At 64.8% G+C, this 23,193-nt stretch carries 20 protein-coding genes and 2 pseudogenes; 15 read left to right on the top strand and 7 right to left on the bottom strand.

Going from position 1 to position 23,193, the window contains the following annotated elements; translation table 11 throughout:
* The first annotated feature begins 8 nt into the window (after window positions 1–8).
* The 5 genes from FOM02_RS07030 (at window position 9) to FOM02_RS07010 (ending at window position 4,828) form a co-directional block, all read left to right on the top strand.
* Window positions 9–725, top strand: coding sequence for an HAD family hydrolase (locus FOM02_RS07030; RefSeq protein WP_027560884.1), 717 nt, complete (start codon window positions 9–11; stop codon window positions 723–725).
* A gap of 16 nt (window positions 726–741) precedes the next feature.
* Window positions 742–2,049 (top strand): NAD(P)/FAD-dependent oxidoreductase, encoded by a 1,308-nt coding sequence (locus tag FOM02_RS07025; RefSeq protein WP_027560883.1) that lies wholly within the window; start codon window positions 742–744, stop codon window positions 2,047–2,049.
* Window positions 2,050–2,076: 27 nt separating this feature from the next.
* A complete protein-coding gene (locus FOM02_RS07020) occupies window positions 2,077–3,123 on the top strand; it encodes an ABC transporter substrate-binding protein (RefSeq protein WP_027560882.1) in 1,047 nt (348 codons plus the stop codon).
* Between the two features lie 110 nt (window positions 3,124–3,233).
* On the top strand, window positions 3,234–4,046 hold the full coding sequence (locus FOM02_RS07015; RefSeq protein ID WP_035729261.1) for an ABC transporter permease: 813 nt from the start codon (window positions 3,234–3,236) through the stop codon (window positions 4,044–4,046).
* On the top strand, window positions 4,043–4,828 hold the full coding sequence (locus FOM02_RS07010; RefSeq protein ID WP_027560880.1) for an ABC transporter permease: 786 nt from the start codon (window positions 4,043–4,045) through the stop codon (window positions 4,826–4,828). Before FOM02_RS07015 ends, FOM02_RS07010 begins: the two co-directional genes overlap by 4 nt.
* A 221-nt stretch (window positions 4,829–5,049) precedes the next feature.
* Here FOM02_RS07010 and FOM02_RS07005 read toward each other — a convergent pair.
* A pseudogene (locus FOM02_RS07005) lies at window positions 5,050–5,705 on the bottom strand (TetR family transcriptional regulator).
* Window positions 5,706–5,910: 205 nt separating this feature from the next.
* Between FOM02_RS07005 and FOM02_RS07000 the strand changes: the two are divergent.
* Together FOM02_RS07000 and FOM02_RS06995 are read left to right on the top strand one after the other, a co-directional pair.
* Entirely contained in the window at window positions 5,911–7,251 is a 1,341-nt protein-coding gene (locus tag FOM02_RS07000; protein WP_027560878.1) for an MFS transporter, read from the top strand.
* 21 nt (window positions 7,252–7,272) lie between these two features.
* Entirely contained in the window at window positions 7,273–8,772 is a 1,500-nt protein-coding gene (locus FOM02_RS06995) for a carboxylesterase/lipase family protein (RefSeq protein ID WP_027560877.1), read from the top strand.
* An 89-nt stretch (window positions 8,773–8,861) separates the two neighbouring features.
* On the opposite strand, the gene FOM02_RS06990 is transcribed toward FOM02_RS06995, so the two are convergent.
* The 3 genes from FOM02_RS06990 to FOM02_RS06980 form a co-directional block, all read right to left on the bottom strand.
* Window positions 8,862–9,314 carry a universal stress protein gene (locus FOM02_RS06990; protein WP_027560876.1) on the bottom strand — a complete coding sequence of 151 codons (453 nt, stop codon included), beginning with the start codon at window positions 9,312–9,314 and terminating at the stop codon, window positions 8,862–8,864.
* A gap of 75 nt (window positions 9,315–9,389) precedes the next feature.
* Window positions 9,390–9,818 carry a universal stress protein gene (locus FOM02_RS06985; RefSeq protein WP_027560875.1) on the bottom strand — a complete coding sequence of 143 codons (429 nt, stop codon included), beginning with the start codon at window positions 9,816–9,818 and terminating at the stop codon, window positions 9,390–9,392.
* A 321-nt stretch (window positions 9,819–10,139) separates the two neighbouring features.
* The gene (locus tag FOM02_RS06980) at window positions 10,140–10,976 is read right to left on the bottom strand and encodes a transporter substrate-binding domain-containing protein (protein WP_027560874.1); all 837 of its coding nucleotides are present in this window, start codon (window positions 10,974–10,976) and stop codon (window positions 10,140–10,142) included.
* 115 nt (window positions 10,977–11,091) lie between these two features.
* Here FOM02_RS06980 and FOM02_RS06975 point away from each other — a divergent pair, with 115 nt between their 5' ends.
* The 8 genes and pseudogenes from FOM02_RS06975 to FOM02_RS06940 all read left to right on the top strand — a co-directional run bounded on the left by FOM02_RS06975 (window position 11,092) and on the right by FOM02_RS06940 (window position 18,892).
* Window positions 11,092–12,009 (top strand): NAD(P)-dependent oxidoreductase, encoded by a 918-nt coding sequence (locus FOM02_RS06975; protein WP_027560873.1) that lies wholly within the window; start codon window positions 11,092–11,094, stop codon window positions 12,007–12,009.
* 145 nt (window positions 12,010–12,154) lie between these two features.
* Window positions 12,155–13,816: a thiamine pyrophosphate-binding protein gene (locus FOM02_RS06970; protein WP_027560872.1), complete on the top strand. Its 1,662-nt coding sequence runs from the start codon at window positions 12,155–12,157 to the stop codon at window positions 13,814–13,816.
* A gap of 3 nt (window positions 13,817–13,819) precedes the next feature.
* On the top strand, window positions 13,820–15,085 hold the full coding sequence (locus FOM02_RS06965) for an NAD(P)/FAD-dependent oxidoreductase (RefSeq protein WP_027560871.1): 1,266 nt from the start codon (window positions 13,820–13,822) through the stop codon (window positions 15,083–15,085).
* A 9-nt stretch (window positions 15,086–15,094) separates the two neighbouring features.
* Window positions 15,095–15,837: pseudogene (locus tag FOM02_RS06960) on the top strand (aspartate/glutamate racemase family protein).
* A gap of 112 nt (window positions 15,838–15,949) precedes the next feature.
* Window positions 15,950–16,651: a GntR family transcriptional regulator gene (locus tag FOM02_RS06955; RefSeq protein ID WP_231164109.1), complete on the top strand. Its 702-nt coding sequence runs from the start codon at window positions 15,950–15,952 to the stop codon at window positions 16,649–16,651.
* A gap of 278 nt (window positions 16,652–16,929) precedes the next feature.
* Window positions 16,930–17,460: a thiamine pyrophosphate-binding protein gene (locus tag FOM02_RS06950; protein WP_027560868.1), complete on the top strand. Its 531-nt coding sequence runs from the start codon at window positions 16,930–16,932 to the stop codon at window positions 17,458–17,460.
* 5 nt (window positions 17,461–17,465) lie between these two features.
* On the top strand, window positions 17,466–18,056 hold the full coding sequence (locus FOM02_RS06945) for a thiamine pyrophosphate-dependent enzyme (protein ID WP_027560867.1): 591 nt from the start codon (window positions 17,466–17,468) through the stop codon (window positions 18,054–18,056).
* 56 nt (window positions 18,057–18,112) lie between these two features.
* Window positions 18,113–18,892 (top strand): SDR family NAD(P)-dependent oxidoreductase, encoded by a 780-nt coding sequence (locus tag FOM02_RS06940; protein ID WP_027560866.1) that lies wholly within the window; start codon window positions 18,113–18,115, stop codon window positions 18,890–18,892.
* A gap of 157 nt (window positions 18,893–19,049) precedes the next feature.
* Here the strand turns inward: FOM02_RS06940 and FOM02_RS06935 are convergent, their stop codons facing one another.
* The 3 genes from FOM02_RS06935 to FOM02_RS06925 form a co-directional block, all read right to left on the bottom strand.
* Window positions 19,050–19,844: an IclR family transcriptional regulator gene (locus FOM02_RS06935; protein ID WP_027560865.1), complete on the bottom strand. Its 795-nt coding sequence runs from the start codon at window positions 19,842–19,844 to the stop codon at window positions 19,050–19,052.
* A gap of 77 nt (window positions 19,845–19,921) precedes the next feature.
* The gene (locus tag FOM02_RS06930) at window positions 19,922–21,655 is read right to left on the bottom strand and encodes an FAD-dependent oxidoreductase (protein WP_027560864.1); all 1,734 of its coding nucleotides are present in this window, start codon (window positions 21,653–21,655) and stop codon (window positions 19,922–19,924) included.
* A gap of 8 nt (window positions 21,656–21,663) precedes the next feature.
* Complete coding sequence (locus tag FOM02_RS06925) at window positions 21,664–22,878, bottom strand: ABC transporter substrate-binding protein (protein WP_027560863.1); 1,215 nt, start codon at window positions 22,876–22,878, stop codon at window positions 21,664–21,666.
* Window positions 22,879–23,193: the final 315 nt, after the last annotated feature.

Genomic DNA, 23,193 nt, shown 5'->3' with positions numbered 1-23,193 from the left:
CAAACCACATGTCGACCCAAGCCGCGTTCAGCAACTTCAAGGTTCTCACCTTCGACGTCGTCGGCACCTTGATCGACTTCGAGACCGGCGTGCTCTCCGCGGTGCGGAAGATCTCCGGCAAGACGCCGGCCGAGCTCAGCGACGACCAGATCTTCGAATCCTACAAGCGTGGCCGCGACAAGCACTACGAGCGCTCGAGCGAGGTGATGTTCCACGTCTACCGCTATCTCGCCAAGGAGCTCGGGCTGCCGGCCGACGATGCATGCTGCGACGTGTTCCAGCTCGCGGTGCTGCGCTGGGGCCCGTTCCCGGATTCGGTCGAGGCCTTGAAGCGCCTGCGCACGAAATTCCGCCTGGTTGCCATGACCAATGCGGACCGCGTCGCGCTGTCCTGCTACGCGCACGCGCTCGGCAATCCCTTCGACGACACCGTCTGTGCCGACGACACCGGGGTGGCAAAACCGAACCCGGAATTCTTCGCCTACAACAAGGGCCGGCAGTCCGCGTTCGGCTACAAGCAGTCAGATATCCTGCACGTCGCGCAGAGCCAGTACCACGACATCGGGATCGCGCGGAAACTCGGCTACAAGGTGTGCTGGATCGAGCGCCGCCAGGGTATCGCCGGTTTCGGCGGCACTCCGGCCGTGGAGACGCTGACCAAGCCGGATTTCCATTTCCCGACGCTCAAGGCGCTCGCCGACGCGGCGATCGGGCCGGTGGCATAAATCCGTGAGCGCCGAGATGACACGGGACTGGAGCGCGCAACCATCGGTCAACTCGCTGTGGGAAGCCACGGCGGAGCCGGCGCGCGCGTTTCCCGTGCTGTCCGGCGAGCACCAAGCCGATGTGGTGATCATCGGGGCGGGCTATACGGGCCTCTCCGCCGCACATCACATCGCCACAGACGGCTCGTCGCCAATCGTGATCGAGGCCAACCGCCCCGGCTGGGGCGCGAGCGGGCGCAATGGCGGCGTGATCACCGCGAAGTTTCGCCTCTCGTTCCGCGAGGTCGACGCCGTGCATGGCCGCGCCATGGCGAGGCGCATGTACGAGATCGCGCATGAGTCGACCGACATCGTCGAGGAGCTCGTCTCCGAATTCGGCATCACCAGCGCGAACCTTGTGCGCACCGGCCAGGTCAAGGCTGCTCACAACGAGACGACGCTGAAGGCCGCGATCGACGAGGCCAACTGGATGACGCGCGAAATGGGCTCGGCCGAGGTCCGGATCCTCGACAAGAAAGGCGTGCGTGACGAAACCGGCTCCGACATCTTCGTCGGCGGCGTGCTCAATCCCGGCTCGGGCGGCATCCATCCGCTGAACTATCTGCGCGGCCTCGCCGATGGCGTGGCGCGCCGCGGCGTGCCCATCTTCCAGGAGACGCCGGTCGTCAAGCTTCGGCGCGACAAGGACCGCATCGTTGCCGAAACACCGCGAGGGGCAGTACGTGCAAAACAGGCGATCATCGCCACCAACAGCTATTCCGATCTGACCGGCGCCACCGCGCATCTGCAGCGCGCGCTGATCCCGTTCCGCAGCGCCATCGTCGCAACCGAGCGGCTGCCGCGCAATCTCGCGGGAAAGCTGATGCCGACCGGACGCAGCTACACCGAGACCAAGCGCATGATGCGCTGGTTCCGCATGGTCGACAACCGCGTGATCTTTGGCGGCCGCGGCGCTTTCGGCAAGCAGGACACCCAATCCGCGTTCGGTGCCTTGCGCAAGGCGATGGTCGGCATCTTCCCCGATCTCGCCGATATCCCGCTCGAATACAAATGGTCGGGCCTCGTCGCGATGACGCTGGACTCCGTGCCGCATATCGGCCGGCTCGACGACCGCACGCTGGTCGCGCTGGGCTACAACGGCGCCGGCGTTGCGATGTCGAGCCTGATGGGCCGCTATCTCGCCGCCTTCGTGCGCGGCGAGTCGCCCGACGTCGGACTGCTCGATATCAGGCGCATGAAGGCTATCCCGTTCTACCCGCTGCGCGAGCCCGCCGTGCGCATGGTCGCCGGCTGGTACCAGTTTCTCGATGCGATCGGTCGGTGAGATCATTTGGCGATGGAGGAGGCGAGGATGACGATGAAGCGGAATTTTGGATTGGGCTGCGCGCTCTTGGGCGCAATCGGACTGACCAGCGCGGCTGATGCCGCCGAGCAGATCACCTTCGTCTCGCAGGGCGGCGCCTACCAGCAGGCACAGACGGTGGCGATCCTCGATCCCTCCGCCAAGAAGCTCGGCATCACCATCAACCAGGACTCCATTCCCGACGCCTGGCCGGCGATCAAGACGCAGGTCGGTAGCGGCAAGCCGATCTGGGACGTCGTGGACACCCCGACCGGCAATTGTCTGCGTGGCGGGGAGCAGGGGCTGATCGAGAAGCTCGACTTCTCGAAGATTCCAAACGGCGCGGCGATGCCGGAGTCCTATCGCAGTCCTTATTCGGTCTCTTACGAGTTCTATTCCAGCGTACTGTCCTACAGCCAGAAGACCTTCCCGAAGGATGCGCCGAACAGCTGGGCCGATTTCTGGGACGTCAAGAAATTCCCTGGCCGCCGCGCGCTGCGCAACCATCCGTTTGCAACGTTGGAGGCGGCGCTGATGGCCGACGGCGTCGCGCCGGACAAGCTCTATCCGCTCGACGTCGATCGCGCCTTCAAGAAGCTGGAGGAGATCAAGCCGCACATCACGGTGTGGTGGACCTCTGGCGCGCAGTCGGCGCAGCTGCTCAATGACGGCGAGGTCGACATGGAGATGGCCTGGAACGGCCGCGTCAGCGCCGTCGCCAAGGAAGGCGCGAAAGTTGCTTTCACCTACAACCAGGGCATCCTGCAGAGCACCTCGCTCTGCATCCTCAAGGGTGCGCCGAATCTCGACACGGCGATCAAGTTCATCAACGAGGCGGTCGATCCCGTGCACCAGGCCAATCTGCCGCTGCACATCGACTATGGTCCGGGCAATCCCAAGGCGTTCGAGACCAGCGTGATCAAGCCCGAGCGCGCCGCGCAACTGCCGAGCGAGCCGGCCAATGCGGCGAAGCAAGCGCTGATGTCCTACGCCTGGTGGTCCTCGCCGGCCGGCGAGGCCGCCGAGAAGCGCTGGGCGTCGTTCATGCAGAAGTAAGCCAGCCGGTTCGGCGGCCGCCGAACCGGACCCCTCAACCAGCCGAGGCAGCGTTGACGACATCAGTGCCAGATCCATCGCAAAAGCATCAGCGCCGTGAGCACGGCCTGATGCTGGCATTGGTGTCGCCGGCGCTGCTAGTGATCTTGGCCCTGATCGTGCTGCCCGTCGGCTGGCTCGCATGGCAGTCGATCTATCATGACGGCTTCACGCTGGAGAATTATCGCCGGGTCTTCACCGAGGACGTCTACTGGCGCAGCTTTGCGCTGACTTTCGAGATCAGTCTCGCGGTCACCTTGATCGCGCTGCTGCTCGGCTATCCCGTCGCGTATCTTGCCAATTCCGTGCCGAAAGGGTGGAGCATCCTCATCCTGTCGCTGGTCGTGTTGCCGTTTTGGACCAGCGTTCTGGTCCGCGCCTATGCCTGGCTGGCGCTGCTCCAGCGCACCGGCGTGATCAACCAGTTTTTGCGCTATCTCGATGTCATCGCCGAACCGCTCGCGCTGGTCCACAACACCTTCGGCACGGTGGTTGCGACCGTGCACATCCTGCTGCCCTTCATGGTGCTGCCGCTCTATGCTACCATGCAGAAGATCCCAAACGATCTGATGCAGGCCGGCGCCAGCCTTGGTGCGAGCCCGTCGCTCACCTTCATGCGCGTGTTCCTGCCGTTGTCGCTGCCGGGTGTGCTCGCCGGCTGCACCATGGTGTTCGTGCTCTGCCTCGGCTTCTACATCACGCCCGAGCTGCTCGGCGGCGGCCGCACCGTGATGGTGTCGATGCTGGTGAGCCGCAATGTGGAGCTCTACAACCAGTTCGGCGCGGCAAGCGCGGTCGCCGTCGTGCTGCTCCTGAGCGTGCTTGCGATCTTCTTCGTCGTCAGCCGCTTCATCTCTCTCGATCGCGTGTTGGGGCAAAAATGATGCGCGCCTCGCCCGCACGGATTGTCTTGTATGTGATCTGCGCGCTGGTACTCGTCTACCTGATCCTGCCGGTCCTGATCATTGCGCCGATCTCGTTCTCCAGCGCACGCTTCCTGACCTTCCCGCCGCCATCCTTCTCGCTGCGCTGGTACCAGCAATATTTCTCAAATCCCGCCTGGATGCAGGCGACGCGGGTGACGCTGACGGTCGCGCTTCTCACCGTGGTGATCGCGACGCCGCTCGGCGTTGCTGCCGCCTACGCCATCAGCCAGTCGAAGCTGCGGATCATGCGCCTCATCCACATGGCGCTGCTGCTGCCGCTGGTGGTGCCGATCATCATCACCGCTGTCGGTATCTTCTTCGTCTATGCCAAGGTCGGGCTGGTCGCGACCATGCCCGGCCTCGTGCTGGCGAATGTGATGCTGGGCCTGCCCTATGTCATCATCTCCGTGCTCGCGGGCCTGCAGAGCTTCGACCCCGCTCAGGAGATGGTGGCGCGCAGCCTCGGCATGAACCGCCTGCGCAGCTTCTTCGCGGTGACGTTGCCGCAGATCAAGTCCAGCGTGATCGCGGGCGGCATCTTCGCCTTCATCTCGGCGATGGACGAGACCATCGTCGCGCTGTTCATCTCCGGCGGCCAATACCAGCCGCTGACCAAGCGCATGTTCACCGCACTCCGCGACGAGATCGATCCCACGATCGCCGCGATCTCGACGCTGATGACGGCGGCGTCCTTCATGCTGGTGCTGCTGGCGAGCACGCGGCAGAAGAGGAGCGGGTGAGGGGGCTGGCGCTAGCGCTAGTCCGTCCCCGTCAGCCTGGGGTGCGCGCCCTGGGGCGCAACGCGCCGCAGGGGAAGCCTCGAAGGGCGGGGGCCCCGCTGCGTCAGCTCGGCCGCGCATCCTTTGACGCTCGCGGCGCGATGCTGTGCGCATCGCGCCACTCGCACCTCCAGCGACAGCGGCTCCGCCGCTGCGCTGGGATCACGGAGCTGCTGATTGTGTCATTGCGCCTGGCTGGCTCCCAGCCACGCCAGGATCATCTCAACGATCTGCGTCCGACTCTTCACCAGCACTTTGGGCTCGCTGAGGTCGCGGTCGAACAGGCGCCGAAGGTGTGGCGGTTGGCGACGCGGAAGAAGCAGTAGGAAGAGATGGCGAGGTGCAGGTCGATGGCGTCGACGTCGTTGCGGAAGACGCCTTCGGCGTGGCCGCGTGCGAGAATGCCGTCGAGGGTCGCGATCACGCTGGCATTGAGCTGGCGCAATTGCAGATTCTGCTTCAGGTGCTTGCCGTGATGGATGTTCTCGATTGAGACGAGGCGGATGAAGTTCGGGTTGCGCTCGTCATGGTCGAAGGTCGCCTCGATCAGCCGGCGCAATCCCTCGCGCGCGTCGCAGCTCTCGATGTCGAGCTGATCCTCCAGCGCGCGGATGCTGCGATAGGCCTCTTCCAGCACCGCGAGATAGAGCTGCTCCTTGCCGCCGAAATAGTAATAGATCATCCGCTTCGACGTGCGCGTGCGCGCCGCGATGGCGTCGACGCGGGCGCCTGAATAGCCCTCCGAGGCGAATTCGGCCATCGCCACTTCGAGGATATCGCGCTTGGTGCGTTCGGGGTCGTTGGTGCGCTTCGATGGGGGCGGCATGCGCTCGAGCATTGCTGTTTCTCCCGCCAGTTTCCACGGATCACCTTGAAGGTGAAGGCAAATTTCACCTGCCGGGGCACTGGTCCAACGCATATTGCATAAACGTACTAGTTCGTACATTATGCGTCGAAACCAAAGCTGCGGCAACAACAACGAGAAAAGCGCGCGAGGCGGACGGCCTGACGCGCACCGCACCGGACATACGGGGAGGAATTTCATGACCTTGACGTCAACCGCACCACTGCACGCGCCATCAGCAGCGGAAGCCACGCAAAACAAGCTGCCCAAGCGCGCCGCGCTCGTCAGCTTCGTCGGTAGCATGCTCGAATACTACGACTTCTTCATCTACGGCACCGCGGCAGCGCTGATCTTTCCAAAAGTGTTTTTTGCCAATGTCGATCCCTCGACCGCGACGCTGCTTGCGCTGCTGTCGTTCGGCATCGGCTATATCGCCCGTCCCGTCGGCGCGGTCATCCTCGGTCATTTCGGCGACCGCATCGGCCGCAAGACGGTGCTGCTGTTCACGCTGGTTTTGATGGGTGGCTCGACGCTGGCGATCGGCCTGTTGCCGGATGCCAAATCGATCGGCAATGCCGCGCCTGTTATCCTGACGTTGCTGCGCTTGTTGCAGGGCCTCTCGGCCGCCGGCGAACAGAGCGGGGCGAACTCGCTGACGCTGGAACATTCCGCCAATTCCAACCGTGCCTTCTTCACCAGCTGGACGTTGAGCGGCACGCAGGCCGGCGCGATCCTGGCGACGCTGGTGTTCATTCCGGTCTCGAGCCTGCCGGAAGATCAGCTGCTGAGCTGGGGTTGGCGGATTCCGTTCCTGCTCTCGTTCTTCGTGCTGGTCGTCGCCTATCTGGTGCGGCGGACCATGCCGGAAACGCCCGTGTTCGAGGACATCAAGGACAAGGCGCAAGTCGCGCGCTTCCCGCTGATCGCGCTGCTGCGCGACTACTGGCCCGACGTGCTGCGCGTCATCGTCTGCGCGCTGATCGCCACCGTCAGCACCATGACCGCCGTGTTCGCGCTCGGCTATGCGACGTCCAAGTTCGGTGTCGCGCGTCCGACCATGCTCTGGGCCGGCGTGCTCGGCAACGTCACCGCGCTGATCACCCAGCCGCTGTGGGCGCTGCTCGCCGACAAGATCGGCCGCAAGCCGGTGTTCATCGGCGGCGTGCTCGGCTGCGCGGTGCTGCTGTTCCCGTACTTCATGCTGGTGACATCAGGCAACACGATCGGGATCTTCGCCGCCGCGATGATCCTCTCCGGGATCGTCTACGCCGCGCCGAACGCGATCTGGCCGTCGTTCTATGCCGAGATGTTCGAGGCGCGCGTGCGCTATTCCGGCACGGCGATCGGCACCCAGCTCGGCTTCCTCGCCGCCGGCTTCACGCCGCTTGTGAGCGCGAGCCTGGTGGGTGAGGGGCCGAACGGCTGGATTCCCGTCGCGATCTTCGTAGCCTGCTGCTGCGTGATCTCGGCCGCCGCGGCGGCGACCGCGCGCGAAACCCACACGGTCGACATCGCCGATCTCGGCAAGCGGCGCAGTTGAGTGAGAGGGGATAGGGATCGCATGCTGACCAACGCAGTCTCGACCACGAGCGGGCCGATCGTCGGCGCCGAGCGGAACGGCATGCGCGCTTTCAAGGGCGTGCCGTTCGCGACCGCGCGGCGTTTTGCCAAGGCGATAGCACCGCGCGCCTGGACGGAGCCGCGCCATTGCATGGACTATGGCGCCTATGCGCCGCAGCCCGGCCATCTCGAGCAGGCCGATGAGGCGTCCTGTCTCAGCCTGAACATCTGGACGCCGGCAGGGGTGGATCGGCCGCTGCCGGTGATGTTCTTCATCCATGGTGGTGCCTTTGTCACCGGCGGCGGCGCCGATTATGACGGCAGCTTCCTCGCCGCGCGCGGTCCTGCGGTGGTCGTGACCATCAACTATCGGCTCGGCCCGCTCGGCTTCCTGCAACTGCATCGCCACGGCCTCGATGCAGCCAACAACCTCGCCATCACGGATGCGCTCGCCGCGCTCGACTGGGTGCATGCCAACATCGCAAATTTCGGCGGCGATCCCGACGTCATCACGCTGTCCGGTCAGTCCGCCGGCGCCTCCATGGTGATCGCGCTCGCGACCCTGCCGGAAGCCAGAGGCAAGTTCATTCGGGCGCTCGCACTGAGCGCTCCCGGACGGACCATCATGACCTCGGATCATGCCGACGAGGTCGCGCAGCGTGTGCTCGACGAGCTCGAGCCGGCGCGCGATCCCGGCGCGATCGCTTCCGCGCCACTGCCAAAACTGTTCGCGGCCGTGGAGCGTGTCGGCCGCATGATCGCGGATGAGACCGCATCAGGCACCGTGTTTGGCCCGGTGCTCGACGGCACCGTGATCCCGCGCGAGCCGCGCGACGTCTTGGCGGGCGGCAGCTTGCGCGACATCCCGCTCTGGCTCGGCTCCTGCCGCGACGAGATGGTGATGTTCCTGAAGAGCACCCCGCCGGCCGCGATGATCCGCACCACCGAGCGTCAGGTGCGTGCCGCCTTTGGCGATGCCGGCTGGGGGCGACTGCTGTCCTACTATCGCGCCACCGCGTGCGCCGACGAGGATCCGTACGAGGCGCTGCTGTCGGATGCGTTCTGGCATCGTCCGATGGCCGATCTCGCGCGACTGCATGCCGCGGCAGGCGGTGCGGTGTGGTTGAGCCGGTTCGACCATCGTCCGGCGCTGGAACCGTTCCTGTCGCAGGGGCCGACCCACGGTGCCGATAATGCCTGCCTCTGGGCGCATCTGCCCAATTTCATCGACCGTCCCATCCTGAAGCGGAAGGGTGGACCGATGACGCCCGCCGATATCGATGTCGCCGCGCGGTTTCAGACAAGCTTGCTGCGCTTCGTCACATCAGGTGTACCCGATGTTGCGGAAGCCTGGCCGCGGTTCGAGTTGCCCCAGGAGCCGCTCGCCATCTTCGGCCAGCCGTTCCATATTGCGCCGCTCAACGAAGGTGTGCGCTCCCGCCTGTGGGCGGAGCTGAGCGCGAGCGACAACGACAAGAGGAAAATCAGGGAGGCAGGATGAGCCTCTCGAACAAGAATGCCGGGCGGCGTGACTTAGCTCCGCCGGCTGGGAGCCGGCTTTCACCAAGCCCGCGCCGTTATTTCCGTTCGTTAGTGCACGACCAACACCGGCACGCTTCCGTCGGCCAAGACCTCCGATGTTTGACTCCCCAGGAATAGCTTCTTGAGACCGCGGCGCCCATGAGAGCCCATGACGATCAGGTCGCAGCCTCCTGACTTTGCTGTTTCGATAATCGCGGTGGCCGGGTGCGCATTCGGAACGTGCAAGAGTTCTGCGGATATCCCGGCTTGCTCTGCCAAAGCTCGCGCGTCGTCGAGGACTTTGCCCGCACGTTCCTTGCAGGCCGCGTCGAAGCTATCAAATTCCTGCTGCGAGGGTATCCATCCCGAGGCGTGTCCGCTCCCGTAGTCGATTGGCAATGATTCCGTCACGGCGATGACTGTCACCTTGGCCTTCAGGGCCTTTGCCAAAGCAATCCCATGCTTAATGCCGTTTCTCGCGACGTCCGATCCGTCCGTGCTTAAGAGGATCCGGGTGTACATCTGGAGGCTCCTTTTCTGGACGACCCTGTCGCCATCTTCCGGTGCGGTGGTTTGACTTCAACAGGGGGCTCACATTCATGGACAGACCAGGACAGGGGTCCGTGCGTGCGTCAGCACCTTGTTTGTCACGCTCCCGATGACAAGCGCGGCAAGTCCGCTGCGCCCATGCGACGACATGACGATGAGATCGCAGTCTTTGTCCGTGGCGGCTGCGATGATGGCCTGATGGGGTTGCCCGCTCTCCGCTTGAATCGTCTCGCAGGAAATGCCGGCCGTCCTGGCCGCATTTGCCGCGCCGTCCAATACGCTCGCGGCCTGTTCCTTGCGCAACTCGGCATATGTTGCGATTGCTTCGAGGAACCGGCCTGACACTTCGGAAAATGGTTCCACAACGAAGATGAAGGATACGGTGGCCCCAAGGGATTTCGCCAGCGCCAATCCGTGCGCGACCCCACGCTCCGCTAGCTCAGACCCATCTGTCGGAATGAGAATGTGCCGGTACATGCTCTACCTCCCGATTGTCCGGACGTATCGCTGCCTTGCGAAGATAAGCTAGCTCGCGTTCCGAATGCAGTCTTGAGATAAATCAACCTATCGGCTCATCGTACCGCGATCCGGATGTCCGCAATTGGCACAACCTCGACGTCTGTCGGGGCGGACGTCACGCCCCGACGCCGCGCGGGTGTCAGGGGATTAGTGCGCAATGAGATTGGTTTTGATGCTGCAAACGAAGGAGGTGCGCTCCCTCTCCTGCTTGCGGGAGAGGGTAGGGAGCCCGCGGCTGGTCGATTCAGCTTAAAGCCAAATCCGCCCTTGCCGGCCGTTCTAGAACTGCACTTCGCTCGGGATGTCCTCGGCGCCGAGGCCGACGGTTTCATAGGCCTTCAAGAGCCATTCGCGGGTCTGGCCCAGCGAACGGTTGTAGTCGGCCCAGGCGCTGAGGAAATCCTTGTAGCGACGATCGGATTCGGCGCGGATGCCGAGATTGGTCGGCAGCGTCAGGAGCGGACGCGGGATGGCGAGGTCGCCAAGCGTCGGATTTTTCTTCAGCGTGAAGATGGACAGCACGGCCAGCGAGACGTTGCAGTCGGCGCGGCCCGTCGACACCGCGAGGATTGCCTCGTCGCGCGTCTTGAAGCCGAGGATGTTCGCCTTCGGGCAGTAGCGACGCGCGATCGTCTCGTGCGTTGAGCCGATGTCGATGGCGATCTTGACCTCGGGCTTGTTGAGTTCGGCCCAGGTCTGCGGCTTGGCAAAACCCTTCTTGGTGATGACGGTGAAGGAGTGCACCAGGATCGGCGTGGAGAAGTCGATCACCAGCGAGCGCTCCGGCGTCGGATTCACGGCGAAGGCGAGGTCGATCTTGTCGGCCTGCAGATCCAGGATCTGGTTGCCCCAGGTCGATTCCAGCGTCTCGACCTTGGCCCCTAACTTGCCGGCGATGTCGTTCGCCATGTCGATGCAGGCGCCCGACCATTGATTGGTGGTGAGGTCCTTGTGGAAGTAGGGGTCCTGGCCGGCGATGACGGCGATACGCAGCACGCCGCTCTTCTTGATCCGTTCGAGCGTCGAGCCGGGCGCGGTGTCGGCCCTGGCCGAACCGGTTGCGGCGATCGCGGCGCCGGCGAGGGCAACGGTGGTGAGTGCGTCCCTGCGATTCATGGCAGTCTCCTGGGCAATCGCTTCTGCTGAACGTTCAAACCCGGCGTCTGGACTATTTCTGTATTCAGTTTAAAATGCAAGTCGGTATTTTGAATTGAATGGGATAGCCAAGCACGTGCGTGCCCTCTTCGTCGACGCCAACGACACCCTTGCCGCGGTGACCGAAAAGCTGCTGCGCGCAGACAATCTTCCGGTCGCCATCAACCGCAATCCCGCGATCTCGCCCGACGACCTGCCGCGCCTGCTCGATGGCGCCGAGATCATGATCGTCGATCATACCGCGGTGCCGACGGCGGTTGCCGCGAAATGTGCCGGGCTGAAGCACGTCGTCTTTCTCGGCACCGGCGCGCGCAGCTACATGAATCCGGAAGAGCTGGCCGGACGCGGCATCTCGGTTCACACCATCAAAGGCTATGGCGATACCGCGGTCGCCGAATGCGCGATCGCGCTGATGTGGGCCTCGGCGAAGAGCTTTGGCGAGATGGATCGCGGCATGCGCGAGGGTAACTGGCTGCGCCGCGATGCGGTCCAGCTCACCGGCAAGACGCTCGGCCTGATCGGCTTTGGCGGCATCGCCGCGGAAGCCGCGCGGATGGCGGCGGGCTGCGGCATGAAGGTGATCGCCTGGAACAGGTCGCCGAAGACCCATCCGGGCGTCGAATTCGTTGCGCTGGAGAAGCTGCTCGCCGAAAGCCATGTCGTCTCGCTGCATCTGCTGCTCAACGACGAGACCAAGGGGTTCCTGTCGCGCGAGCGCATCGCGATGATGCGCCAGGGGAGCATCCTGATCAACACCGCACGCGGCGCCGTGGTCGACGAGGACGCGATGCTGGATGGCTTGCGCTCCGGCCACATCGCCCATGCCGGCCTCGACGTCTTCACCGTCGAGCCGCTGCCGCCGGGCCATCCGCTGACGAAGCTGCCGAACGTGACGCTGTCGGCGCATTCGGCGTTCCGCACCCCCGAGGCGAGCGACAATCTGATCGGCGCGGCGCTCGATCACTGCCGCCGCATCATTGCAGGCGGCCGGTAGTGCAACCATCGAAGCCGGGCATGATGCCTGCGCAGGAGAGGAGAGACCTTTCGATCTTGCGCGCTCTGCCCGCCTGTCCTACCCACCTCCGAACGAGATTTGCGCGCGGCGTCGAGCGCACCGCCAGAGCCAGCAGGGAGCCGTTATGACCATTCGCAACACCCGCACCGGGGGCCAGATCCTGATCGATCAGCTGGTCGCGCAGGGCGTCGGGCGCGTCACCTGCGTGCCGGGCGAGAGCTATCTGGCGGCGCTGGACGCGCTGCATGACAGCCCGATCGACGTCGTGATCTGCCGCGCCGAAGGCGGCGCGGCGATGATGGCGGAGGCCTATGGCAAGCTCACGGGACGGCCCGGCATCTGCTTCGTCACCCGCGGCCCCGGCGCGACCAACGCCAGCCATGGCGTCCACATCGCGATGCAGGATTCGACGCCGATGATCCTGTTCGTCGGCCAGGTCGATACCGGCATGCGCGAGCGCGAGGCGTTCCAGGAGCTCGATTACAAGGCGGTGTTCGGCCCCATGGCGAAATGGGCGGTCGAGATCGATCGGCCCGATCGCATTCCCGAGCTGGTCGCGCGCGCCTTCCGCGTCGCCATGCAGGGCCGTCCCGGTCCCGTCGTGATCGCGCTGCCGGAGAACATGCTGACCGAGACCGCCGCCGTTGCCGACGCCATGCGGATCGAGCCGGCGGTGAGCTGGCCGGCGCCGGATGATATCGAGCGCGTCGGCGCGATGCTCGCCAGCGCCAAGGCGCCGCTCGTCATCCTCGGCGGCTCGCGCTGGACCGATGACGCCACCAAGAGCATCGCGCGCTTTGCCGAGCGGTTCGACCTGCCGGTCGCGACCTCGTTCCGCCGCGCATCGCTGATCGACGCCGATCATTCGCACTATGCCGGCGATCTCGGCATCGGGCCGAGCCCGGGGCTGAAGGCGCGCATCGACAACGCCGACGTCATCCTGCTGATCGGCGGCCGCATGTCGGAGATGCCGTCCTCATCCTACACGCTGCTCGACATTCCCTCGCCGAAGCAAAAGCTGATCCACGTGCATCCGGGCTCGGAAGAGCTCGGCCGCGTCTATCAGCCGGCGCTGGCGATTCAGGCGTCACCGGCCGCATTCGCCGCCGCCGTCGAGACGCTGAAGCCCACTGGGACGGTTGCCTGGAAGGGCGAAGCCGCCAAGGCGCATGCCGATTATCTCGCCTGGACCGACAAGGCGCGCGAGCTGCCGGGCACGTTCCAGTATGGTCAGGTCATGACCTGGCTGCGCGACCGGCTGCCGAAGGACACGATCGTCTGCAACGGCGCCGGCAATTATGCCGGCTGGATCCATCGCCACCACCGCTTCCACAGCTTCGCGGCGCAGCTCGCGCCGACCTCGGGCTCGATGGGCTATGGTGTGCCGGCGGGCGTGCTCGCCAAGCGGCAATATCCTGACCGTGTCGTCGTCGCATTCGCCGGCGACGGCTGCTTCCTGATGAACGGCCAGGAATTCGCGACCGCCGTGCAGTACGACGCGCCGCTGATCGTGATCGTCGTCGACAACTCGCAATACGGCACCATCCGCATGCACCAGGAGCGCGACTATCCCGGCCGCGTCGTCGGCACGCAGTTGAAGAACCCTGATTTTGCGATGTATGCAAAGGCGTTCGGCGGCCATGGCGAGCGCGTCGAGCGCACCGAAGAATTCGCGCCTGCGTTCGAGCGTGCGCTGGCCTCGGGCAAGCCGTCGATCCTTCACTGCATTATCGATCCGCGCGCGATTTCAGTCGGCAAGGATTTTGTGCCGCAGGTGAAGGCGTAGGCGATGCCGGAGGGCCGCCACGTCGCGATTATCGGCGCCGGCGCAGTCGGCGTGATCAGTGCGATCGAGGCGCTGCGCGAGGGCCATCGCGTCACGCTGATCGATCCGGGAGAGCCGGGCGGAGAGCAGGCGGCGAGCTACGGCAATGCCGGCTGGCTGTCCTCGCATTCGGTGATCCCGCCGGCCGAGCCGGGCGTCTGGAAGAAGGTGCCGGGCTATCTGATGGATCCGCTCGGCCCGCTCGCGATCCGCTGGTCGTACTTGCCGAAGGCGCTACCCTGGCTGATCAAATATCTTCTCTCGGGCTGGACCGAGGCGCGGGTCGAGAAGACGGCGTTCGCGCTGCGCGATCTCCTCAAGGACGCGCCGCTGCTGCACCGGAAGCTTGCGGAAGAAGCGGGCGTGCCGGAACTGGTCGAGCGCAACGGCGTGATGCACGTCTTCCCCTCGCGCGGTAATTTCGACAACGACCTCGGCTGGCGCCTGCGCAAGAAGGTCGGCGTCGAATGGCTGGAGCTCAATGCCGACGAGATGCGTCAGCGCGAGCCGGACCTGCATCCGCGATACACCTTTGGCGTGGTGGTGGAGGAAGCCGGCCGCTGTCGCGATCCCGGCGCTTATGTTGCGGCTCTTGCCAATCATGCGATCGCCAGCGGCGCGAAGCACGTGCGGGCCAAGGCGACCGGTCTGAAGCTCTCCGGCAACAAGCTCGTTGCCGTGCTCACCGGGACCGGCGAGATAGCTTGTGACGCTGTCGTCGTCGCCGCCGGTGCGCGGTCAAAACAGCTCACCGCATCGGTCGGCGATCCCTTGCCGCTCGAGACCGAGCGCGGCTATCACGTCATGATCGAGAATCCGGAATCCGGCCCGCGCAGCTCGATGATGGCGTCCGACGCCAAGATGGTCGTGAACTGGACCAACAAGGGCCTGCGCGCCGCCGGTACGGTCGAGATCGCAGGTCTTGAGGCCGCGCCGAACTGGAAGCGTGCCGAGATCTTGCGCGACAACCTCTTCAGCATGTTCCCAAAGCTGCCGAAGGATATTCCGCCCTCGCGCATCAAGACCTGGTTCGGCCATCGCCCGAGCATGCCAGATGGACTGCCGTGCATCGGCCACGCGCGCGCCTCACGCGACATCGTCTACGCTTTCGGCCACGGCCATGTCGGCCTGGTCGGCTCGGCCCGTACGGGGCGTCTCGTCGCCCAGCTCCTGAGCGGCAAGACGCCTGAGATTCCGCTGGCGCCGTTCGCGCCCACTCGCTTCCTCTGAGGTCGCATCATGACCAGTCCAGCCAACGCATCCTCCAGCATCGCCCGTGGCGGCAAGGCGATCTACGGCGCGCCGCTCGGCATTTTGATGCTGGAGGCGCGCTTTCCCCGCATTCCCGGCGACATGGGCAATGGCACGACCTGGCCATTCCCGGTGCTCTATCGCGTGGTGAGCGGGGCGTCGCCTGAGAAGGTGGTGCTGAAGGGCGCTGCGGGCCTGTTGCCTGACTTCATCGATGCTGCGAAGGACCTGGTGCGGCTCGGGGCCGAGGCCATCACCACCAATTGCGGCTTCCTCTCGCTGTTCCAGAAGGAGATCGCGGCGGCCGTCGGCGTGCCGGTCGCGACCTCGTCGCTGATGCAGGTGCCCTGGGTGCAGGCGACCTTGCCGCCGGGCAAGCGCGTCGGCCTCGTCACTGTGTCGGGCTCGACCCTGACGCCGGCCCATCTCGAAGGCGCCGGCGTGCCGCTCGACACGCCGCTGGTCGGCACCGAGCACGGCAAGGAATTCTTCCGCGTCCTGATCAAGGCCGAGAAGGACGACATGGACGTCGCGCAAGCCGAGCGCGACGTGGTCGAGGCGGGCAAGGAGCTCGTCGCCAAAAACCCGATGTCGGCGCGATCGTGCTCGAATGCACCAACATGCCGCCCTATGCGGCCGCGTTGCAGGCCGAGGTCGGGCTGCCGGTCTACGACATCTATTCCATGATCACCTGGTTTCATGCTGGACTGCGCCCGCGCGCCTTTGCCTGATTCCATCCGTCGCAAAGCCTTGAACAGTCTCTGCCAGCTCTGCCGTGTGCATTGCCATTGTCCACAAGGCCCCGGTATATTGTGTTGTGTTCGGTCATGAATGCAGTTGATGATGAGCAACGTGGAACTGGCTTCCGATAGTATCGTCGATCGCGTCTATGAGCAGCTCAAGGCGATGGCCGTGAGCTATGAGTTCAAGCCGGGCGAGCGGCTCAACGAGGGCGAGCTGGCCAAGCGGCTTGGTGTCAGCCGCACGCCACTGCGCGAAGCGCTCAACCGTCTCAACACCGAAGGCTTCCTGCGCTTCACGCCGGGCAAGGGGTTTTTCTGCCGCGAGCTCGATGCGCACGAGATCTTCGATCTCTACGAGCTGCGCAAGTCGATCGAGGTCGCTGCGGTCCGCCTCGCCGTCAAGCGCGCCAAGGACGAGGACATCGACGCGCTGTTGAAATTCCTCGAAGCCACCGGTCCCGATCCCGGCGAGCGCACATCGGTGGAGCTGGTCGAGCTGGACGAGACCTTCCACGAACGGCTGATGGCGATGTCGAACAATGCCGAGATGCTGCGCGTCCTGCGCAACGTCAACGCCCGCATCCGCTTCGTGCGCTGGATCGACATGGACCGCGTCAACCGCTCGAACACCCAGGCCGAGCACCGCGCGGTGGTCGAAGGTTTGAAGGCGCGAAATGAGGAGGCTTGCGTGTCAGTGCTGGAGAAGCACATCGATCGCCGCCTCGACCGCATCACGGCCGCGATCAAGGAAGGCTACGCGCAGATCTATATGCCGACCACGGCAAGAGCTGCGACGAATTGAGGCTCTTCTTTTCACCTCGCCCCGCTTGCGGGGAGAGGTCGGATTGCATCGAAGATGCAATCCGGGTGAGGGGGTACAGGTCTATCGGTGGACTCTTCGTATGGAGGGAGCCCCTCACCCCAACCCTCTCCCCGTAAGAACGGGGCGAGGGAGGAGAGGCGCGGATGCCGCGGCCAACGCCAGCTATACAATCTTTCAATACCTGATCGTGCCAGACGGTCAGAGCCGTCGCGCGCGAACATCGCTAGCGTGCCGCTCGAAAGTCACGGAGACACGCGGTGCACAGCCCCAAGCCCAATCCCGAAACCGACTGGCCGTCCGAGCTCTATCGCATCCTGAAGGCCGCCGACGTCAGGCAGATGTCCTACGTCCCCGACGCCGGCCACAGCCAGCTCATCCGCATGTTCTCGGCCGACCACGACGTCACCACCAATGTGCTGACGACGGAGGAGGAGGGCATCGCCATTGCCGCGGGCGCCTGGCTTGGCGGCCAGCGCAGCGTGCTGCTGATGCAGTCGAGCGGCGTCGGCAATTGCATCAACATGCTGTCGCTGTCGGCGATCGGCCGCTTTCCGCTTCTGATGCTGGTGACGATGCGCGGCGAATGGGCCGAGTTCAATCCCTGGCAAGTGCCGATGAGCCGGGCGACGCAGCCCTCGCTCGAAGCCATCGGCCTGAAGGTGATGCGCGCGGAGACGGCGGAAGACCTGGTCGAGACTGTCGAATCCGCGGCCGCGCTCGCCTATGAATCCGACCAGCAGATCGCGGTCCTGATCGGGCAGCGCTTGATCGGCAAGAAGAAGTGGTGATGTCGATGTCCAATCCTTCCCAACTCGATCGCCGCGTTGCCGTCGCGGCACTCCTGAGGAACCGCAAGGACATGCTGGTTGTCTCTGGCCTGGGCTCGCCGACCTACGATCTGCATGCGACCGGCGACCGTGACGACAATTTTTATCTCTGGGGCGCCATGGGCGGCGCCGCGCTGATCGGGCTTGGGCTCGCGCAGGCGCAGCCGGGAAAGCGCGTTCTCGCCTTGACCGGTGACGGCGAGCAGTTGATGGGCCTCGGCGGCATCGCCACCATCGGCGTCGCGCGCCCGCGCAATCTCGACATCGTCGTGATCGACAACCAGCATTTTGGCGAGACCGGGATGCAGGCGAGCCACACCGGCCGCGGTGTCGATCTCACCGCCATCGCCACGGCCTGCGGCTTTGCCGCGACCGGAACCGTGCGGACGCTTGAGGAAGTGCAACGCCTCGCCGCGCAAATGGCCGAACCGGTCGGTGGCCCGCGGCTTTTTGTCATCAAGGTTCTGGCCGAAAATCCGCCGCGCTCGCTGCCCTCGCGCGATGCCGTCTTTATCAAGAACCGGTTCCGTGCTCATCTCGGGTTTGCGGCGGCCTAGCCCTCGGTCCTCATCCGGCTTAGGCCTGCCGCAAGCAGCTATTCTGGAGTGAGACCATGAAACTATCCGGCAAGGTCGCCGCCATCACCGGTGCGGCGCGCGGCATCGGCAAGGCCTGCGCAAAGAGATTCCTCGACGACGGCGTCAAGGTCGTCATCTCCGACGTCGATGCCGAGGGTCTGGCTGCAACGGCCGCCGAGCTCGGGCGGCCGGACGCATTGCGCACTGTCGTCGGCAATGTCGCCAAGCGCACCGACGTGGATCAGCTCGTCGCAACCGCCGTGAAAGAATTCGGCCGGCTCGACATCATGGTCAACAATGCCGGCGTCGCCCGCAACCGGGACCTCCTTGAGATCTCCGAAGTGGAATTCGACGAGATCATCGGCATCAACCTGAAGGGCGCATTCTTCGGCGTGCAGGCAGCAGCAAGACAGATGATCGCGCAAGGCGGCGGTGGCGTCATCATCAACATGTCCTCGGTGAACGCGCTGCTCGCGATCCCGGCGCTTGCGACCTACGCGATGTCCAAGGGCGGCATGAAGCAGCTGACGTCAGTCGCTGCCGTTGCGCTCGCCCCGCACAACATCCGCGTCGTCGCGGTGGGGCCGGGCACGATTTTGACCGACATGGTGGCGTCATCGATCTACACGTCCGAGGATGCGCGGAAGACCGTGATGTCGCGTACGCCTGCGGGACGCGGCGGCGAGCCGAGCGAGGTGGCATCGGTGGTCGCGTTTCTCGCAAGCGATGATGCGTCGTATATCACCGGGCAGACCATCTATCCCGACGGCGGGCGGCTGATCCTGAACTACACGGTACCGGTGAAGGAGAAGTAGGACGGCTCCATTCTCGGTGTCATCGCCCGGCTTGACCGGGCGATCCAGTATTCCAGAGGCGGGCGTAAGAGCTCGCTCTCGCCACATCCGCCGCGGCGTACTGGATGTCCCGCCTTCGCGGGGCATGACAGCCGTGTTTGTGCTGGGCTGCGAAGCCTCACTCCGCCGCAACCGTCATCCCATAGCCCAGCCGCTTCGAGATCCCGCCAGCGCAATCTCGCAGCGCGTGCGCGATCGGGCTGTCCCAGAGCGCGTCAAACGTGCCTTCCGGGCCCATCGCGGTGATGACCAATGCGACATGGCCGGAATGATCGAACACGGGTGCGGAGAACGCATTGACGCCGGGCAGCGGATCGCCCAGCGCGCGGGCGAGGCCGTGCTTGCGGACCTCGGCCAGCATCTCCGTGACCTTGGCGCCTTTCACGGCGCGCTTCGGATTGTAGCCGACACCGTGGCGATCGAGCCCGCTTTCGAGTGCGGCATTGATGGTCTTCTCCGGCAGGAACGCCGCAAAGGCGCGCCCAGTCGCGGTCTCCAGCAGCGCCATCACCGAGCCCGCGCGCATCACGATGTGCACGGGTTGGCCGGGCTCTTCCAGCTGCACCACCGTCGGGCCGTGCGTGCCCCAGACTGCCAGCGACACCGCGTGGCCGATCTGGCTCGCGAGTGCTGCAATCTTCGGCCGCGCGATGCGCACGCCGGAGAGACGACGCAGGCTGATCAGGCCAAGCTCCAGCGCCAGCGCGCCGATCTCGTAGCGGCCGGTGGTCTCGTCCTGCTCGATCAGGCCGATGCGGGAGAAGCTGGCGAGGTAGGGATGCGCCTTGGCCGGCGTCATGCCGGCTTCGCGGGCGAGATCGCGCAGCATCATCGGCTCGCCGCTCCTGGCGAGCGCGCGGAGCAATTCTCCGCCGACCTCGATCGACTGGATGCCGCGGCTTTCTCTCTTCATGCGCCTCCGATGCGCTTGAGTTCTTGTTTGAGCATGATCTCTTCGGAAAACCGCTGCACACTTTTCCGGATCATGCTCTACGCCGCGTCGCGCTTGGCGGCGCTGTCGGCGAGATGACGGCCGGCAATGTAGCCGAAGGTCAGCGCCGGCCCAAGCGTGATGCCGGCGCCGGGATAATTGCCGCCCATGATGCTCGCCATATCGTTGCCGGCGGCATAGAGGCCGGGAATCACCCGGCCCTCGGCGTCGAGCGCCTGCGCGTTCTCGTCGGTGACGATGCCGGCATAGGTGCCGAGATCGCCGATCACCATCTTGATGGCATAGAACGGGCCGTTCTCGATCGGCGCGATGCAGGGATTGGGACCATGCATGGCGTCGCCCTGGTAGCGGTTATAGGCTTTTGAGCCCTTGCCGAAGGCGGCGTCGTGGCCCAGCGGCGCGGTCGCATTGAACTGCCTGACGGTCTCGGCGAACGCCTCGGCATCGATGCCGGCCTTTGCGGCCAGCGCTTCGAGCGTGTCGCCGCGCATGAGATAACCGGTATCGAGGTGATGACCCAGCGGCATCGGGAACGGCGGCACGCAGCCGAGGCCGTATTTGCGCAGCGTCTGGTGATCGCACACGAGATAGGCTGCGATCTCCTCGCCGGGCTTGGCAGCCTTGATCATGGCTTGGACGAAGTCGTGATAGGAATTGCCTTCGTTGGCGAAGCGCTTGCCGTCGCGCATCACCGCGATCACGCCGGGTTTGGCGCGGTCGATGAAATGCGGCATCACGCCCTTGGATCCGTCCTTGCGCGTGGTCAGCGACACCGGCACCCACGCCGCCGCGTTCGGCAGGCGATCCTCGACATGTCCGCCAGCGCTTTCAGCAAGGCGGAGGCCGTCGCCGGTATTTCCGGTCGGTCCCGGCGAAAAATGCTCAACGCCGGTCGGCGCATGCGGAAACATCTTTTTGCGACGTTCGACGTCATGCGGAAAACCGCCGCAGGCGAGCACGACGCCCTGCCGCGCGCGGACGCGCACGTTGCGGCCCTCACGCGACACGATCGCGCCTGTGACAGCGCCGTTCTCGACCGTCAGCTCGCGCACCGGCGAGGACAGCCACATCGGAATCTTCAAATCCTGCGCCGACTTCGCGAGACGCCCGGCGAGCGCATTGCCGTTGGTCAGCGTCATGCCGCGGCCGTAGCGCATCACGTCCATGAGATGCCGCGAAAGCCGCTTGGCGACATAGACCGCCGACGTCAGCGACTTCGTCACGCGCATGAAGTGGATGATCTCCTTGCCGCTTCCCAGCATCATGCCGAACACGGTGAGCTCGGGTAGGGGCATGCCGAGCGACTTGATCTGGTCGCCGAGCTCGCGGCCGTCGAACGGTCGCGCCACCATGGAGCGGCCGCCCTGCGCGCCGCCGGGCGCTTCGGCGTGATAGTCGGGGAAGACCAGCGGCATGTCGAAACGGAGCGCCGTCTTGCTCGTGAAGAAGTCGACTGCCTCGGGGCCGGCGCTCAGGAACGCATCGACACGCGCCGCGTCGTAATTGTTGCCGGCCTCGTGGCGCAAGTAGGTGCGCGCCTGGTCCGGCGTCTCCGTGATGCCATAAGCCTTTGCCAGCGATGTGCCGGGGATCCACAGCCAGCCGCCGGAGCGGGCGGTGGTGCCGCCGAAGCGCGGCTCTTTCTCGACGATCAGCACGTCGAGGCCACGGTAGCGCGCGGTTATCGCGGCCGACATGCCGGAGCAGCCCGATCCGGCCACGAGCACATCGCACTCGTATGTTTCGCTTGCGTTGCGCTCGTTGCCGGCCATGTCTCACCTCACTTCTTCAGCAGCGGGCATTTGGATTCGGAGACCGGGCGGAAGGCGTCCTCGCCCTTCACGGTCTTGACGATCTCCAGATAGTCCCAGGGCTCCTTGGACTGCTCGGGCGTTTTCACCTTGGCGAGATACATATCGCGGATGACGCGGCCGTCCTCGCGCAACTTGCCGCCATGCACGAAAGTATCCTCGATCGGCAGCTCGCGCATCTTGGCCATGACCTTGGCCGGATCGTCGGTGCCGGCCGCCTTGATGGCCTTGAGATAATGTAGCACCGAGCCATAGACGCCGGTCTGGATCATGGTCGGCATGACATTGGTGCGCTCGTAGAACTTCTTGGACCAGGCACGGGTCGCCTCGTCCATGTTCCAGTAGGAGGCCGTGGTCATGTAGGTGCCCTGTGCGGCCTTCAACCCGATCGCATGCACGTCGGTGTCGAACATGAGCAAGCCCACGAGCTTCTGACCGCCCTGGACGAGGCCGAACTCGCCGGACTGCTTGATCGCGTTGTCGGTATCCTGGCCGGCATTGGCGAAGGCGACGACATCGGATTTCGAGCTCTGCGCCTGCAACGCGAAGGACGAAAAATCCGCGGTGTTGGTCGGATGCTTGACGCCGCCGAGCACCTTGCCGCCCATCTCGTTGATGAAGCGCGTCGCGTCCTTCTCGAGCTGCTGGCCGAAGGCGTAGTCGGCGGTGATGAAGTACCAGGACTTTCCGCCTTCCTTGATCACGGCGGACGCCGTCACCTTCGACAGCGCGTAGGTGTCGTAGGTAAAGTGCACCGTGTTCGGGCTGCACAGCTCGTCGGTCAGCGAGCTCGCGCCGGGGCCGGAAAGCAGGGCGATCTTGTTGCGCTCGCGCACCATATTGTGCACGGCGATGGCGATGCCGGAATTGGGGATGTCGACAACGGCATCGACCTTGCCGTTGTCGAACCAGCCGCGCACGATCTGCACGCCGACGTCGGTCTTCATCTGGTGGTCGGCGCTGATGATCTCGATCGGCTTGCCGAGCACGGTCGGACCGAACTCCTCCACCGCCATTTTTGCGGCCTCGACCGAGCCCGGCCCAGAGTTGTCGCGGCCCCAGCTCGACAGATCCGTCAGTACGCCGATGCGCACGGCGTCGTCGGAGACTTGCGCGGTTGCAGCTGTGATCATGGCAGAAGAAGTCATGGCTGCGAGCATGGCGCAGGCCAAAAGCCCTCTCATCGTCGTTCCCTCTCTTTTATCGGCCGCCTGGCGCGACCAGTTGTTCTGGAGATAAGTTAGATATTGGCGAACGAGTTTGTCAATGGCGAATAACGGCTGGACTGGGTTCCATGGCCACCGGGACGATGGTGCGGAGATGCGTACAAATGTCGCCACGCCCGTCATTGCGAGCCACCGGGTCCGCGCGAAGCGCGGCCCGATGACAGGCTCCGCGAAGCAATCCAGACTTTCTCCGCGGCGGCAGTCTGGATTGCTTCGTCCTCGCAATGACGCTGCGCAGCGTCGGCGGCACGAGAGCGAACAATTGCTCCCGCA

Origin of the sequence: Bradyrhizobium sp. SEMIA, assembly GCF_014844175.1 — a bacterium.
Lineage (GTDB): Bacteria > Pseudomonadota > Alphaproteobacteria > Rhizobiales > Xanthobacteraceae > Bradyrhizobium > Bradyrhizobium arachidis.
Note: the sequence above shows the minus strand (reverse complement) of the source record. Positions and strands in the feature narration are given on the sequence as shown.